The organism is Nostoc sp. WHI (genome assembly GCF_015714725.1).
Classification (GTDB): Bacteria; Cyanobacteriota; Cyanobacteriia; order Cyanobacteriales; family Nostocaceae; genus Nostoc.
Window position 1 is genome coordinate 12,622 of record NZ_WBKM01000356.1, and the last position, 14,609, is coordinate 27,230.

The window sequence follows — 14,609 nt, forward strand, 5'->3', positions numbered from 1 at the left end:
GCGTGTAGTTTTGCGTAAGTCTTAAGAGAATAGGACAGCAAATTATTTTTTGATTTTTAGAGTTTGTTCAATCCATTGAATAACTTGATGACCAAGGCGAGTACCATCTAGACGGTCAATCTCACGAATTCCGGTAGGACTGGTGACGTTAACTTCAGTCAGGTAGCCACCAATAACGTCAATACCTACAAAAATTAAACCGTCTTGGCGTAAACGCTCGGCTAATTGGGTACAGATTTCATACTCTCTTGGGGTAATTCCGGTTTGAGCGACTGTGCCACCAGTTGCCATATTATTGCGAAAATCAGTTGCGCTAGAGAGACGATTGAGCGCACCAATCGGTTCGCCATTGAGCAGGATAATTCGCTTATCTCCCTCTTTTGCCTGCGGTAAATAGGTCTGCACCATTACTGGCACTCGACCTTGGAGGGTACTGAGTTCGACAATTGAATTAAAATTGCGATCGCTTGATTGTAAGAACAAAATTCCTTCCCCAGCTTTGTTACCCAGTGGTTTGAGAATCGTAGCTCCCTTTGCTTCCACAAATTGCCGGATAAACTGCTTATCAGCACTGACAATCGTTTCTGGAATTGCTTTGGTAAACTGAAGGGCATACATTTTCTCATTTGCCCCTCGGATGCCACTGGGACTATTAATCAATAAAGTTTTATTTTGGTCAATGTAATCCAAAATATAAGTGGCATAGAGGTAGGAATCATTGACTGGTGGATCTGTCCGCATAAATACGGCATCCATTGTCTCTAAAGAAGTTAAGGAGGAATCGCTCAACTTATACCAAGGATTCGCCGCTACCCAGCGTCCCTCCACCAACTGCACTGGTACAACTTCAACTCGCTGTAGGAAAGCCCAAGCTTTGCTCTCCACTACACTCAGCAGATTTGGCTGAGTCACCCAAACTTCGTGTCCCAGAATTTGCGCTGCTTCGATCAGGGCAATGCTGGTATCATGACACGGGTCAAGCTGATGGATGGGATCAATGATAAAAGCCAGTTTCACCCTTTACACCTCAATCACCAGGAAATTAAATAGCTTTTCAATTATAAGGAAAATGCTGAAAACCCCGAAGTAAATTCTTCAAAACTTTTTGGTTTTGAAGAATGAGCATCTTTCAAGTCGGGGATGAAAGCTATCTATCCATTCTTCAACAAAACTGGTTATCGTTGATATAAAGTCTGAAAACATCATGTTAAAATGCAGAATTGCGGCCATTCGCTTTCAGTTTTGGCGTTTACTGCTCAGAAAGCCCTTCAAACCATCCGTCCGCCTCAAACTGATGCCGCCACTGGCGACAGGCCGATGTTAATTCTGGAGTTTTATGTCTTTTTCTACTCTCGGCTTGTCCAATGAAATTATCCGTGCCGTCACCGAGCGAGGGTACACCAAACCCACACCAATCCAGATGCAGGCGATTCCTGCCGTCTTATCGGGTGGTGATGTGCTAGCTGGTGCCCAAACTGGGACTGGAAAGACTGCCAGCTTCACCCTGCCGCTCCTTCATCGGTTGTCGTCCGACAAAAGCGTTAAAACCACATCTAATGGATGCTCGCCGATCCGGGCGCTAATTCTCACCCCGACTCGTGAACTCGCCGCACAGGTAGAGGAGAGCGTGATTTCCTATGGCAAGTACCTGAAACTGAACTCAATGGTAATGTTCGGTGGGGTCAGCATTAGTCAGCAAAAACGGCGTTTAAACAGCCGCGTGGATATTCTGGTTGCTACCCCAGGACGACTGCTAGACCATGTGCAGCAGGGCACGGTGAACTTGTCGCAGATTGAGGTGTTAGTGCTGGATGAAGCAGATCGGATGCTAGATATGGGCTTTATTCGTGATATTCGCCGCATTCTCTCGCTTCTGCCCAAACAGCGACAGAACTTGCTATTCTTCGCCACCTTCTCGGAAAAAATCAAGGAACTTGCTGCCGGGCTACTCAATCACCCGACGCTGATTGAGGTAGCACGCCGCAACGTTACCGCCGACACAGTGCTACAGAAAGTCTACAAGGTAGACCGGGACAGAAAGCATCAATTACTTGCTCACCTGATACGGCAAAACAATTGGGAGCAAGTGCTAGTGTTCACTCGCACCAAATATGGTGCAGACCGTCTGGTAAAGCAATTGGCCGACGATCGCATTCCAGCATTGGCTATCCACGGTAACAAGAGCCAATCGGCGCGTACCCACGCTCTGGCAAAGTTTAAGAACGGTGGTGTACGGGTACTGGTGGCTACCGACATTGCATCTCGCGGTCTTGACATCAACGAACTGCCCCATGTGGTCAACTTTAATCTGCCTAATGTAGCGGAGGATTATGTTCACCGTATTGGTCGCACTGGTCGCGCTGGCGCGTCAGGTGAGGCCGTATCCCTGGTATGCGCCGATGAATCCCAGCTGTTGGCAGATATCGAAAAACTGATCGAACGGCGCTTGCCATTTGAAGTGGTGGCTGGCTTTGAAGCCAATTTCCCCAGCCAGGCGGAAGCAATTCCAGATGGACGTAAACATAGACCCAAATCAAAAGGTGACAAGCCTCCGGCTCGTTCGACTGCTAAACCTTTACCACAGACATCGGTTAAACAATCAACACCGCGAACTGTGACAAGTGGCAAAAAGTCAAGTAGTAGTTCGGGAACATCACGCCGTTGGGCTAAAGGCGATCGCTGATCCATCAGCGTTATTAATAGCAACCACAACTGAACTTTTTTAAAGTCAAAAACAGAACTTACGCAAACAATAGTTGAAAAGAATGATTTTTAGGTAGGGGCAATTCATGAATTGCCCCTACAGTCTTGGGGAACGGGGTAGACTGAGCAAAGAAGGCAACTACTTGCATTTAATCATGACTAATCGCCTTGCTGAAGCTAAGAGCCTCTATCTCCGTAAACACGCCGAAAACCCGATTGATTGGTGGTCTTGGTGTGACGAAGCACTTGCAACTGCAAGGGCGCAAAATAAACCAATTTTTCTCTCCATTGGTTACTCTAGTTGCCACTGGTGTACTGTTATGGAAGGCGAGGCTTTTTCGGATATAGCGATCGCTGACTACATGAATACCAACTTTCTTCCCATTAAGGTAGATAGGGAAGAAAGACCTGACCTCGATAGCATCTATATGCAAGCTTTGCAGATGATGAGCGGTCAAGGGGGTTGGCCTTTAAATATTTTTCTTTCCCCAGAAGATTTAGTACCGTTTTATGCTGGTACTTACTTCCCTGTAGACCCGCGCTATGGTCGTCCGGGATTTTTGCAAGTACTGCAAGCCCTTCGCCGTTATTACGATACAGAAAAAGAGGACTTACAGCAACGCAAAGCCTTAATTATTGAGTCGCTACTCACGTCTGCGGTGTTGCAAGACGGTACAACAACCGACCTAGAAGACCGTGAATTACTTCGCCAAGGTTGGGAAACCAGTACAGGCATAATTACCCCTAGTCAATCCGGCAATAGGTTTCCGATGATTCCCTATACAGAATTAGCACTGCGGGGAACTCGATTTAATTTTGAATCTCAGTATGATGGTAAGCAAATTTGTACCCAGAGAGGATTAGACCTAGCACTGGGCGGCATTTATGACCATGTGGGTGGTGGCTTTCATCGCTATACTGTTGACTCTACTTGGACAGTACCCCACTTTGAAAAGATGCTCTACGACAATGGACAGATTGTGGAGTATCTAGCTTCTTTGTGGAGTGCTGGAGTACAAGAACCAGCGTTTGAGAGAGCGATCGCTGGTACTATACAATGGCTGAAGCGGGAAATGACTGCACCTGAAGGTTACTTCTATGCTGCTCAAGATGCCGACAGTTTTACTGACTCCACGGCAGTAGAACCAGAAGAAGGAACTTTTTACGTCTGGAGTTACAGCGAACTACAACAACTGTTAACGTCTGAAGAATTAACTGAATTACAACAACAGTTTACGGTGACACCTAACGGCAACTTTGAAGGTCGTAATGTGTTACAAAGACGCCATTTAGGGCAACTGAGTGCAACGGTGGAAACGTCACTAAGCAAGCTGTTTACCGCTCGCTATGGCGTTAGTTCTGAGTCACTAGAAACTTTTCCCCCTGCTCGTAATAACCAGGAAGCAAAAACCGCTAACTGGCCAGGTCGCATTCCCTCGGTGACAGATACGAAGATGATTGTCGCTTGGAATAGCTTGATGATTTCGGGGCTGGCTAGGGCTGCTGGGGTTTTCCAACAACCGTTATATCTGGAACTAGCGGCACAAGCGGCGAATTTTATATTGGAAAATCAGTTTGTGGATGGGCGTTTCCACAGACTCAATTATCAAGGAGAACCAACCGTTTTAGCTCAGTCTGAAGATTACGCCTTTTTTATTAAAGCTCTCTTGGATTTACAAGCTTCCAATCCTGAGCAGAAGCAATGGCTCGAAAAAGCGATCGCTATCCAAGATGAATTTAACGAATTTCTCTGGAGTGTAGAATTAGGTGGCTATAACAACACATCCAGCGATTCTAGTCAAGATTTAATTGTAAAAGAGCGTAGTTACGCAGATAATGCCACACCATCAGCTAATGGAATTGCGATCGCTAACCTTGTGCGTCTCGTCCTACTTACCGATAATCTAGATTATTTGGATTTAGCGGAACTTGGTTTAAAAGCTTTTGCGAGTGTGATGCATCGCGCTCCTCAAGCTTGTCCTAGCTTGTTTACAGCTTTGGATTGGTATCGGAATTCTACCTTGATTCGCAGCACTACTGAGCAAATAAACTCTCTGATCCCCAAGTTTTTACCAACGGCTGTGTTTGCCGTAACATCTGATTTACCAGAGAAAAGCGTTGGGTTAGTTTGCCAAGGTTTGAAGTGTCTGGCACCAGCAGAAAGTGTAGAACATTTATTCCAGCAAGTGCAGCAAAGTCAGGTGAGGGCGTGAAATAGTTTTATTTCTCCCAACTAGAATGTTAGTAGTAGATGATGTAGTCTTGATCGTAACTAGGACTTACGCACACTCTACAAATTCTCGGCACTCAGCCACTACGTGTCTACGATAAATTAAGCTTTTTAGCAATTTTTGCGTCAGTCCTGGTAACTTTCTGCGCGCTTGCTCATTTGATCCCCTATAGTGACGATGCCTAGACAGACCAAGGATTAACCATTACAACCCCTGTCCCAGCAAAATCTTTTTCGTTACGGGTGACAAGTGATAAAGAATTATGAATTGCGATCGCTGCAATAAGAGAATCCATCAGAGGTAGAGGTCGCCCATTCTGTTCTAGTTGCCCGACTAAATTTCCCCACAACAACATTGTTGAGACATCTATATTTAAAATTCTTTGTTGAAAGCGATTGGGCAGGGTTTCATTCAGCCAAGTTGTTAGAGATTCTTTCCGCTTAGATGCAGTAATTTTGCTGATACCTTTAGCAATTTCGCCAATTGTGATGACGCTAAGGTAAAGTTTTTCTGGCACTTGGGCATCTAGCCAATCCAAAACTTGTTGATTTGGTTGTTTGACAACAAGTTCGGAAATTAGGCAGGTATCAAGGAGATAAGTCATTGGGTGAAGGCATCGCGGGGAAGGGTGCGATCTCGGCTAAGATCAAGTTCTTCGGTGAGTTCAGCCAGAGGGGATTGACGGAAAAACTCTGAGAGTTTGCTTAGTTGATCTGGGTGGGTGTTATTGTGTGTAGTCATGCTTCGGGCAAGGAGTTGGATGATGTACAGTTTATCGTTGGGGGAAAGCTGAAGGAGTTGTTGTTCGAGTTCTTGGATAGCCATGATGGGGTTTAAGTAGAAGATAAATTTATTCTACTTTCAGCGCCAGGGGTTAATTTAGTTTGACTCGTTTTTTACCCTCTATTTTTTGACAAATGACTATTAACTCATGTAGCAAATTAACTGCTATTGTATTAGCCGGCGGTAAGAGTTCTCGCATGGGTCAAGATAAAGCTCTGATTCTCATTCAAGGAGTGCCGTTGTTGCAGCGAGTTTGTGCGATCGCTCAAAGCTGTGCTGATACTGTTTATGTAGTAACTCCTTGGCCAGAACGCTATCAAGACTTGGTTTTGCCTGGTTGTCAATTTATTCGGGAAGTACCTTTATCTGAAGAATCCCTAGCCCACGGGCCTCTAGTTGGGTTTGCCCAAGGACTAGTCGAAGTACAGACAGATTGGGTGCTGCTGCTAGCTTGCGATTTGCCGAAGTTGCGAGTTGAGGTGTTGCAAGATTGGGTAACTAAACTTGATAGGGTGGGAGATAATGCGATCGCAGCTTTAGCTAATCATCCCAAAGGTTGGGAACCTCTGTGTGGTTTCTATCGCCGTCGCTGTTTGCCACAACTTTTAGAGTTTATCAACCAAGGGGGGCGATCGTTTCAGCAGTGGCTTCGACAATATCCTGTAGAAGTTTTGCCATTAGCAGAACCCGAAATGCTGTTTAACTGTAATACACCAGAAGATTTGGCTTTAAGTTAATCAGAGTATAAAAATGCTAGTCTTTAACGATTAATTCGGTTTTCTGTGATCTACTATGCCTATCTACGGTCCCGATGCGATTAATTTTGACGGTGTGAATGGTCATCGCTATTGGTTTCACGAGTCTTTTTCTTATACTGGAGTGGCTGAGATTGATGAACGATTAAGTGGCTTTCCGGTTGCTGTCTTTCTGCCACACAATCGACCGGCAGAGGATACGCCTTTGGTAATTGGTTTACAAGGAATGAGCGCCCCCTATGGCTGGAATGCCTTCATTGTACCGACGCTGACACAGATGGGCATAGCTGTAGCTTTATTCGACACACCCTTAGCTGGTGAGCGTAGTTTGGTGCGTACCTTCACGGCTGTGGTGGAAAATGAGATTAAGCCTTTACTAGACCAAGGTATATCATTTGACACTGAGTTACTTTTGTGCTTATTTCGTAGAACTGCGGCTGATATTGCCAGAGTACGTGACTTTTGTGGCGATCGCTATGCCCTCAATAATCGCAGATTAGCATTATTCGGCGTCAGTATGGGAGTTTTGGAAGCTGCCTATGCCTTTACTGCTGATGGGGTTGGGGAGCGGCTATTGGGTGCTATCGGTCATGCTGATCTCCAGTCCTTTGCCAAAAGTTGGGGCTACTTAGTCTTACCAGATTTAGCAGCTTCACCCTTGGGTAGAGCAGCAGAAGCACTACTGGAACGAGTGCAACCGAATCTAAAACCCGTAGTTAAGCTTTTACAATTAGCCAAAAATCTGAAATACCCAGATCAGTATGCTCAGGCGTGCAACCCGATGACCTACGTTGAGCGGGTACAGCCTCCGCGTCGGGTTCGTTTTTTAGTGGGTGATAGCGATCGCATTGTGAACATTCGAGATGCCCGTGCTTGCGCTAGGCGCTTTCCTGATGGTGACTGTTATGTTGTTCCTGGTATGGGACATGGCACACATAAATGGGGGCCATTATTCGTAGACCATGTGTGCTATTTCCTGGCGACGCAATTGGATGATTGGCGAAATTGACATTTGCTTACCGAGTGCGACAAAATTTGCGATCGCTATCATTCTCAGGATATTGCCAAGAATAAGCAAAATGGCTAACTCCCTTCAGTTGGGGAGCAAATTGGCGAAGTGCCTGCATTTGTACTTCTAGCGATGGACGATTACTGATGGATTTTCCCCACTGACCGGCTAAAGCAGGTATTATCTGCGTACCAGGTTTTGTCATACTCAAAACCCGTTGTGCTTGCGCCACAATACAACTGCCATCACCGCAAGTCCCATATAACATGGGATGCCACTCTAATGTAGTGGGGAACCGATCCCAAGGTTGCAAACGGGAATCATACCCTTGTCCAACAGTTTGGTTGCCATCGGGGAAAAATACTACCCCTGTGGGAATTCCTTGCTGCTTTGCTGGGTAACTAGCTATGGTGACAAAATCTAGAATTCCTTGCATGGCGTGAGCAACGGCGAGTTGCCACAATTCCCATTGTAAAATTGGTTGTCTGTCGGTTGCAGACAAGATTGACTTTTGCCCTGGTGGGGGAGTGCGTCCTTGCCAGAGGGGTTCGCCTTCTTGAGGATAAAGCTGATCAATTTCCGCTACATCTGCGGCGGTAACGTATCCCTTACTTAAAAAGCGCCGAATCAAGTCTAACCCTTTGTTATTCTGTGCCCGCTTAAATAAAGCTTCTTGGATTGCGGGACTAAATAGCCATAAATCTGAAACTTTGGTGGCGATGGAATCACTTCCTGCTTGGCGGGGATAGCGCACGTAGTCCAACAGCAGTCCATCTGGGCGACGGCGCAAAATTTGCTGCACCAGTTGGTAGTAGTCGCGTTTTGCTTGCGGGTTATAGGGGTCGATAAATAGTTGAGAGCCGTTATCTACAACATATAAGCTCGTTTGACCTTTGCCATTACGAGCGATCGCTCCTTCTCTTTCTGGGCGCTGGGCGTAAGTATAGCCGAAATTTGTGGTAAACATCCAGGCGTAGACTTTTAAACCGCGTTGCCGACCTTTTTTAATTGCTATGGCTAGTAAATCGACGTTTTCTGCACCTGGAGTGCGAATCACAGCCGGCCAAACTGTCGGGTTAGCTGTTGCTGGCAATAACACCTGCCCGTCGGAAAATACTTCCAAATAAACTTGGTTATAGCCCCGATTGACAATCCGATCCATAATCTGATCAATTGTTCCTGGCTTAATGTCACAGGGATACAAGCGCAACCAGATGGCTTGAATTTGCGGCCAAGTCCGAGTGCGGCAACCTTGTAATTCTTGTGCCTGTTTTTGTACTATATTTTGGTAGCTGGTTTGGGCATCTTGATTGCCTTTAAGAGCTGACAAACGTAAGTTTTCTTTTTCTTTCGCCGCCGCTAATGATAACTGGCAATACTGGGTTGCTTGCGCCCTTGCTGGTTGGCTCCCAAAATTGGTGAGTAAGGAAGTACTAGTGAAAACAACAGCGAATAGGCGCGGCCAAAATAATATTGATCTTGTAACGTTCAAAGGACGGTTAGACATACCTTGCAGTAGATGTACACGATAATCATCGACCCCAACTTAGATAATTGTGGACAACGTGTATCGAATTATATAGTTAAGTCGTAAGGGTTTTGAAACCTATTTTTTGAAGACTCCCAAAGGCCTATTTGTGTTGCCTTCTTTTTTTATAAGGACACAAACACATAAAAGGCAGTATAAAAAAAAGCTTGAATAAAAAGCAAGTTTAGTCAGCTATTGCCTAAAGGAGTGTCAATTAGGTTATTAAAAATTTAAAACTTACATGTATTAAGTTGCACAAATAGTCAAGAGTCAGAAGTTAAAACTTTTGACTCTTGATCATAAAGTAGGCAATACTTTAGAGTTAACCGCCACGCTTCAGCGCCGTCTCTACCTGCTGTAACTCTTTCTCTAGACGATTTTTGAGTTTTTCAGGTACGGAACGATTTGGGTAAGAACTGTAGTGTCCAGCTAGGGAGTTGAGGGCTGTTCGGATGGTTGTAAAGGAGCCAAGACCAGAAACAGAGTTAACTCGTTGGTAGCGAGCTGAAAAGTCATTAATTTTTTGACGCGCTTCTGCTTGAACTGCTGCTTTGTCTGGTGAATCTTGTGATATATCCAGAGCTTGTCTCATAATATTTACCACAGCCAAAGTGTCTTGGCGATAATCTCCAGTCAAACTATCTGGACTGCTAGAACAGCCCATCAAGCCGATAGCTACAACCAAAACCAGCGCAAGCAAACGCGACCAATAGCGCTTCATAAGCATTAAGTAGAAGAATACGTAAATCAATGTCCATCGTATCTTGGATTGGTATCTTGGGGATCAATTTAGTGCTGACTCCTAACTCTTTGATAAAGAGTATCCCGTTGTTGGTAAGGTCTTCCTAAAGAAGCGATCGCAGTTTCCAAAGTTTCCACTTCCATACACGTACCACCCAAAGCACCTGCCATTGTGGTAATATGCTCCTCCATTAATGTGCCGCCGATATCGTTGCAACCCCAAACTAAGGCTTCCGTTGCACCAGTAAGTCCCAGCTTTACCCAACTCTGCTGATGGTTGGGAATCCAATTACCCAAGAAAATCCGCGCCACAGCCCCTAGCAGCAGTGCATCAGCCAAAACTGGTTGATCGCGTCCGACACGGCGGCGTAAGGGTTTAGGTGCTTCTTGCCCAACGAAGGGTAATAAAATAAACTCTGTGATCCTGGCTGAATATCCCTGATTGATGGCAGTTTTTTGGAGCGATCGCAATTTTTCTAAATGTCCGATTTGCTGCTCGCGGGTTTCAATATGCCCAGATAACATGGTACTGGTGGTATGCAAGCCTAGTTTGTGAGCGGTGCTAACAATTTCTAGCCAAGTGGCTGTGTCAATTTTCTCTGGACACAGTATCCGCCTAACTTCATCGTCCAACACTTCTGCTGCTGTTCCTGGCATTGATCCAACACCAGCATCGCGCAAAGCTGTAATCACATCAGCATACTCAAGTCCGTCAAGTCTGGCGATAAATTCCACTTCCTGGGGAGAGAAAGCGTGTAGATGTATCTGGGGAAATTCCTGTTTGATGGTTTCTACTACCTTGAGATAGTAGGGCAAAGATTTGCCGTTGATCTGCGCTTGGGGATTTAATCCTCCCTGCATACAGATTTCCGTCGCACCCCGCCGCACTGCATCTGTCGCTTTTTCCAAAATTTGCGCCGAATCTAACCAGTATGCACCGACATCACCATCATCTCGACGGAAAGCACAAAAACTACAGTGCTGCTCACAAATATTGGTAAAGTTGATATTACGATTAATTACATAAGTGACGGTATCGCCTGCTTGAGTATGGCGGAGTGTGTCGGATGTATCACGTATTGCTGCGATCGCCTCTCGATCAGTTTGTTCTAACAACACCACTCCCTCTTCAGCAGATAAGTCGTACCCCATCAATGCACGTTCAAGAATTTTTTCAACAGCAATTTTTGTCAGCATTATGTTATTAATTTCCCAATAAATTTTAATTGCACGAGCTTGTAAATAATTAAATTTTACTCAATAAATACACCCATTTCTGGAGAATCCCAAGCTCGAATAAAAGTTTTACCTTTAAAATTAATCTCTTGAAATTTCTTTTGTTTACTTTTTTTAGTTTCCATTGAAATAATCCCACAAGGTTCAAAATCTTTATAAAAATCCTCTTTTTCTAAAATCGCCGAAATATTCGTCACATTGATATGTTGGATTTTAACGATTTTTTGATTATTTTGCTGCAAAAGTACCCATAAAGGGTATTCCCAAGGGTCTTTGCCCATCGATAGCCCAATATTCGAGCATTTTTTTGAATTTAAAAACTCAACCGCTCCTGTATAAGTAGTATTGAGATATGGTCTAGTATTAAAATATTGCTCAATTCTGCTGACTTGGAATATATTGTTGCTATCAATGATCGGTCTATACCGATTAAAAAATACCCACGGTAATGATGACAAGAGCAAAAATGTTACTATAAAAATTGCTATTTTTTGCTTTTTCAGTTTAGATAACACAACACCTACAAATGGAGAAATTAGTATAAAAAAAGGTAAATGCAGACGACTATTCCAAGCTTGCCATTTTACCAAGTAGCAAAATATCAAAAATGTAGATATGGTAGTGATAAGATAAGCAAAAATATAACCTTGTCTACGGATAGATTTTCGAGATATAAAAATAATTATACATATTATTATCAATCCTAAATGTACTACATTACCAGCACCGTTTTCATTGCCAGGTATCCCAATTGTTGACCAACCTCCTGGGACAAAGAATGTTTTGGAGAAGGTTATTCGAGGATCATTAACATCTACACCGATGAATATATGTAAAATTTGAATTAATTTATTTGCTATTCCATTCCATAAACCAATCGGTGTTCCTATATGCAAAGCAATATTTCTCACAATATTAGAAATAAGTATATTAATACCGACTACTTCATTCCGATAGCCACCTGGTTCACCAAGTGGCGAAGTAAATAAATTATAATTACGTAAATAGTGACTAATATTAAGCAATAAAGATATACTTCCTACTATCAAAGCAGGCTTCCATGCTTGCCAGCGTAAGCGTTTAATCTGGTAGATAGTAAACCAAATTAAGAAGGGAAATACATAAAAATAAGCAGTTCCCTTGCTCAAAATAGCTAGTCCTATACTACTACCAATCTTAAATGAATTTGTCCATATTGTGTTTGTTTCTGCTTGGATAGTTGATAACAAATAGTAAGCAAGACAAACTACCCAAAATGCAACAACATAATCATTTTGAGTGCTTGAAGCTTGCAAGATTCCCATAGGAATTGTTGCAGTTACAACCGCAGAAAAAACCTGGCCTTGTAAATTTGCTCCGAGTAGTTTTGCAAGTAATGAGACTGCAATCATACAGCCAATCATACTTAACCATTGAACTAAGTTAGCGAAGTAGTCACCACCACTTAAAATTTGAAAATGCAAAATCACGAACTCTGACCAAGGGTTTTGATATAGTTGTGGAGTATAACTTGTTGGATAATGAGCAAGACTATGATTTTGTATCCAGTAAGCAACACGACTCATGTGATAGTCCATAGAATCCCAGTTATTGGGTGGTGCTATGATGGCAATTAATCCAATTGTCGCTACAACGAAACCTAATCCAGATAACAATAATTTTATAAAGTTTGTTATTTTAATATTATTATGTACTTGAGCATTATTATTTGGCTCAGAAATCTGCATTTTTTTGGTATTTAGGCGCAAAATATAAATTAACATGATACATATTAATCCCCAAGCGCCTAATATCCAGCCAAAAGTAATTAATTTAAAAAGACTTAAAAATTCTGTAATTATAGTGAGTAGTATTCCCCAGTAAGTAGTTGCTAATATCAGCGACTCACGCCACTCAGTAGAATTCTTGTTAATTATTAAATAAATAACAATTAAGGAAATAAGAGGCAAAATTATAAACATACTACTAGTAGTTATATGTTAAGAGCTATATTGCAATACTTGAGATTGTAATTGCACACTATTTCTTCTAGTTTATATAACAATACGGTTCAGTTAAGGGCTACTGGTACAAAATTTTGGGTTTTTGAGACGCGATAAATCGCCGTCTCTACAAATGTTTTGGTCTTATCTGAACTGTATTGGTTTATGTAAACCATAATCTAAAAAAAATAGTGTGTTTTACCACAACTATTTTGACCTATTAAAACACAATATTTATTGGTTGCAATCCTCAATAAAGTCAGGGTATGACTAATTTTATCTTGCTGGTGGTGTTCGGCGATATTGTATTAGCAATCCAATTGCCATACCAATGCCGACAATGGCAGTAAAGTAGAATAAACCAATCAATCGGATATAAATTGGTGGTGCGATCGCTTCAACTTCAACTAACTGCGCCACTTTCACAGGTGGAAATTGAGGGTTAGATCCAGGGTTAGGAGTTGCTTCTACCTCGACTTTGTGAGGTGCACCATCAAAAAACTGTTCTTGCCATGTTAACTTGCCTTGTTCGTCAGAAAGTCCTTTGTAGGCAAAGACTGTTAAATTATCTTCTAAGGCGATCGCTTTTACCTGCAACGTTACATCCCTGATGGGTTTTCCTGTGGCGGGATCTTTCACCTGTAGCGCTAAATTCGCCAGTTTTCCGACAGTGGCGTTTTTATCTCCCTCAATGCTAATTTCCAATCCCTGAGATTTTTGAGATGATGGTGCAATGACTTCGATACTATTTGAGTGTTCGTTGCCATGAGCTTCTGCAACTTCTGCACTAATGTTAATAAACAATAAAGTTACTATAGCCACCACTGTCAAAGCACTTAATAAAAGGCGCACTGACTGCGGTGCAATTTCTCCTTGTTGTAGTTCTTCTTGTCCGCCAATAACCCAACCACCCAACAATCCAAGTGATAGTAAAATAGCTGCAACAATAGCAAAATATTTATATTTTACGGGATTTTCTCGGACATTTAAATTCAAGGTTTGCTGATAAGAAGCAAAAGCATTTGCTACCAAGGGGGATACATTAACCCTCAGTTGATAATTACCACGGATGGGTAACATCTGCTGAATTTCTAATTTACCATCGGGTGCAGCAGCATTAATTTGCAGTAATTTTGTTCCCTCGACAAGAGGAAAATCTGTTGTTAACCAAGGATTAGGCGGTGGCGTTAGAATTTGTAAGTTTATTTTGGCATTTTCTAATGGTTTACCCGCAGCATCAACAGCTTGTAACGTTAGGGTAACGGGAGATTGATGTTTTTCTGTTCCTGCTTCAAAAGGAAGAATACGCTCTAAAGTTGGGTTGGTGGAGAGTAGCACTCTAGATGTAGGAATTTGGGAACTCCCCACAAATGAGTAAAGAATTGACAAAGTGATGCAAACAGCGCTGATAACTCCAAAAAGCCGATATTTTTTCATAAAAACTTACGGTATATGTGAAACTCATGTACTTTTTGCAACTGAAACCTAATAGTAGTAGGTGAAAGTTACCCAAAATATTAGTAAGTAGAGGAATTACAGTCAAATAATTAGTAATAAATCAGACATCATGTTAAATTAAGTTCAAGTGATGTAGAGATGCTTTTTTACCATCTCTACAAAACCTAAAAATTATTTCCAAGC

Annotated in this window: 13 protein-coding genes; 5 read left to right on the forward strand and 8 right to left on the reverse strand. The window is 42.7% G+C overall.

Annotated features, from left to right (window positions below; genetic code table 11):
• Window positions 1–42: 42 nt before the first annotated feature.
• On the reverse strand, window positions 43–1,017 hold the full coding sequence (gene gshB, locus F8S12_RS36740; RefSeq protein ID WP_196521262.1) for a glutathione synthase: 975 nt from the start codon (window positions 1,015–1,017) through the stop codon (window positions 43–45).
• A gap of 195 nt (window positions 1,018–1,212) precedes the next feature.
• Between gshB and F8S12_RS41375 the strand changes: the two genes are divergently transcribed.
• From F8S12_RS41375 to F8S12_RS36750, 3 genes are all read left to right on the forward strand, one after another.
• Window positions 1,213–1,368, forward strand: coding sequence for a hypothetical protein (locus F8S12_RS41375; RefSeq protein WP_230968528.1), 156 nt, complete (start codon window positions 1,213–1,215; stop codon window positions 1,366–1,368).
• Window positions 1,337–2,683, forward strand: a complete 1,347-nt coding sequence (locus F8S12_RS36745) for a DEAD/DEAH box helicase (RefSeq protein ID WP_196521263.1) — start codon at window positions 1,337–1,339, stop codon at window positions 2,681–2,683. The genes F8S12_RS41375 and F8S12_RS36745 overlap by 32 nt, the downstream gene beginning before the upstream one ends.
• Before the next feature lie 175 nt (window positions 2,684–2,858).
• Window positions 2,859–4,916, forward strand: coding sequence for a thioredoxin domain-containing protein (locus F8S12_RS36750; protein ID WP_196521304.1), 2,058 nt, complete (start codon window positions 2,859–2,861; stop codon window positions 4,914–4,916).
• A gap of 199 nt (window positions 4,917–5,115) precedes the next feature.
• On the opposite strand, the gene F8S12_RS36755 is transcribed toward F8S12_RS36750, so the two are convergent.
• Window positions 5,116–5,538, reverse strand: a complete 423-nt coding sequence (locus F8S12_RS36755; RefSeq protein ID WP_196521264.1) for a type II toxin-antitoxin system VapC family toxin — start codon at window positions 5,536–5,538, stop codon at window positions 5,116–5,118.
• Complete coding sequence (locus F8S12_RS36760) at window positions 5,535–5,759, reverse strand: hypothetical protein (protein WP_196521265.1); 225 nt, start codon at window positions 5,757–5,759, stop codon at window positions 5,535–5,537. The genes F8S12_RS36755 and F8S12_RS36760 overlap by 4 nt, the downstream gene beginning before the upstream one ends.
• A gap of 92 nt (window positions 5,760–5,851) precedes the next feature.
• Between F8S12_RS36760 and F8S12_RS36765 the strand changes: the two genes are divergently transcribed.
• Entirely contained in the window at window positions 5,852–6,454 is a 603-nt protein-coding gene (locus tag F8S12_RS36765) for a molybdenum cofactor guanylyltransferase (protein ID WP_196521266.1), read from the forward strand.
• Between the two features lie 55 nt (window positions 6,455–6,509).
• Entirely contained in the window at window positions 6,510–7,481 is a 972-nt protein-coding gene (locus F8S12_RS36770; RefSeq protein ID WP_196521267.1) for an alpha/beta fold hydrolase, read from the forward strand.
• Window positions 7,482–7,488: 7 nt separating this feature from the next.
• Here the strand turns inward: F8S12_RS36770 and F8S12_RS36775 are convergent, their stop codons facing one another.
• The 5 genes from F8S12_RS36775 to F8S12_RS36795 form a co-directional block, all read right to left on the reverse strand.
• Entirely contained in the window at window positions 7,489–8,988 is a 1,500-nt protein-coding gene (locus tag F8S12_RS36775; RefSeq protein WP_196521268.1) for a family 10 glycosylhydrolase, read from the reverse strand.
• Window positions 8,989–9,331: 343 nt separating this feature from the next.
• Window positions 9,332–9,736, reverse strand: a complete 405-nt coding sequence (gene psb27, locus F8S12_RS36780; protein ID WP_196521305.1) for a photosystem II protein Psb27 — start codon at window positions 9,734–9,736, stop codon at window positions 9,332–9,334.
• 62 nt (window positions 9,737–9,798) lie between these two features.
• Entirely contained in the window at window positions 9,799–10,947 is a 1,149-nt protein-coding gene (gene cofH / locus F8S12_RS36785; RefSeq protein WP_196521269.1) for a 7,8-didemethyl-8-hydroxy-5-deazariboflavin synthase subunit CofH, read from the reverse strand.
• A 56-nt stretch (window positions 10,948–11,003) separates the two neighbouring features.
• Window positions 11,004–12,947, reverse strand: a complete 1,944-nt coding sequence (locus F8S12_RS36790; protein WP_196521270.1) for an ArnT family glycosyltransferase — start codon at window positions 12,945–12,947, stop codon at window positions 11,004–11,006.
• A 297-nt stretch (window positions 12,948–13,244) separates the two neighbouring features.
• Window positions 13,245–14,405 (reverse strand): hypothetical protein, encoded by a 1,161-nt coding sequence (locus F8S12_RS36795; protein WP_196521271.1) that lies wholly within the window; start codon window positions 14,403–14,405, stop codon window positions 13,245–13,247.
• Between the last annotated feature and the right edge of the window lie 204 nt (window positions 14,406–14,609).

Coding starts and splice junctions, on each gene's coding strand:
- F8S12_RS41375 (WP_230968528.1), top strand. CDS start 1,213: ATGCAGAATTGCGGCCATTCGCTTTCAGTTTTGGCGTTTACTGCTCAG.
- F8S12_RS36745 (WP_196521263.1), top strand. CDS start 1,337: ATGTCTTTTTCTACTCTCGGCTTGTCCAATGAAATTATCCGTGCCGTC.
- F8S12_RS36750 (WP_196521304.1), top strand. CDS start 2,859: ATGACTAATCGCCTTGCTGAAGCTAAGAGCCTCTATCTCCGTAAACAC.
- F8S12_RS36755 (WP_196521264.1), bottom strand. CDS start 5,538: ATGACTTATCTCCTTGATACCTGCCTAATTTCCGAACTTGTTGTCAAA.
- F8S12_RS36760 (WP_196521265.1), bottom strand. CDS start 5,759: ATGGCTATCCAAGAACTCGAACAACAACTCCTTCAGCTTTCCCCCAAC.
- F8S12_RS36765 (WP_196521266.1), top strand. CDS start 5,852: ATGACTATTAACTCATGTAGCAAATTAACTGCTATTGTATTAGCCGGC.
- F8S12_RS36770 (WP_196521267.1), top strand. CDS start 6,510: ATGCCTATCTACGGTCCCGATGCGATTAATTTTGACGGTGTGAATGGT.
- F8S12_RS36775 (WP_196521268.1), bottom strand. CDS start 8,988: ATGTCTAACCGTCCTTTGAACGTTACAAGATCAATATTATTTTGGCCG.
- psb27 (WP_196521305.1), bottom strand. CDS start 9,736: ATGCTTATGAAGCGCTATTGGTCGCGTTTGCTTGCGCTGGTTTTGGTT.
- cofH (WP_196521269.1), bottom strand. CDS start 10,947: ATGCTGACAAAAATTGCTGTTGAAAAAATTCTTGAACGTGCATTGATG.
- F8S12_RS36790 (WP_196521270.1), bottom strand. CDS start 12,947: ATGTTTATAATTTTGCCTCTTATTTCCTTAATTGTTATTTATTTAATA.
- F8S12_RS36795 (WP_196521271.1), bottom strand. CDS start 14,405: ATGAAAAAATATCGGCTTTTTGGAGTTATCAGCGCTGTTTGCATCACT.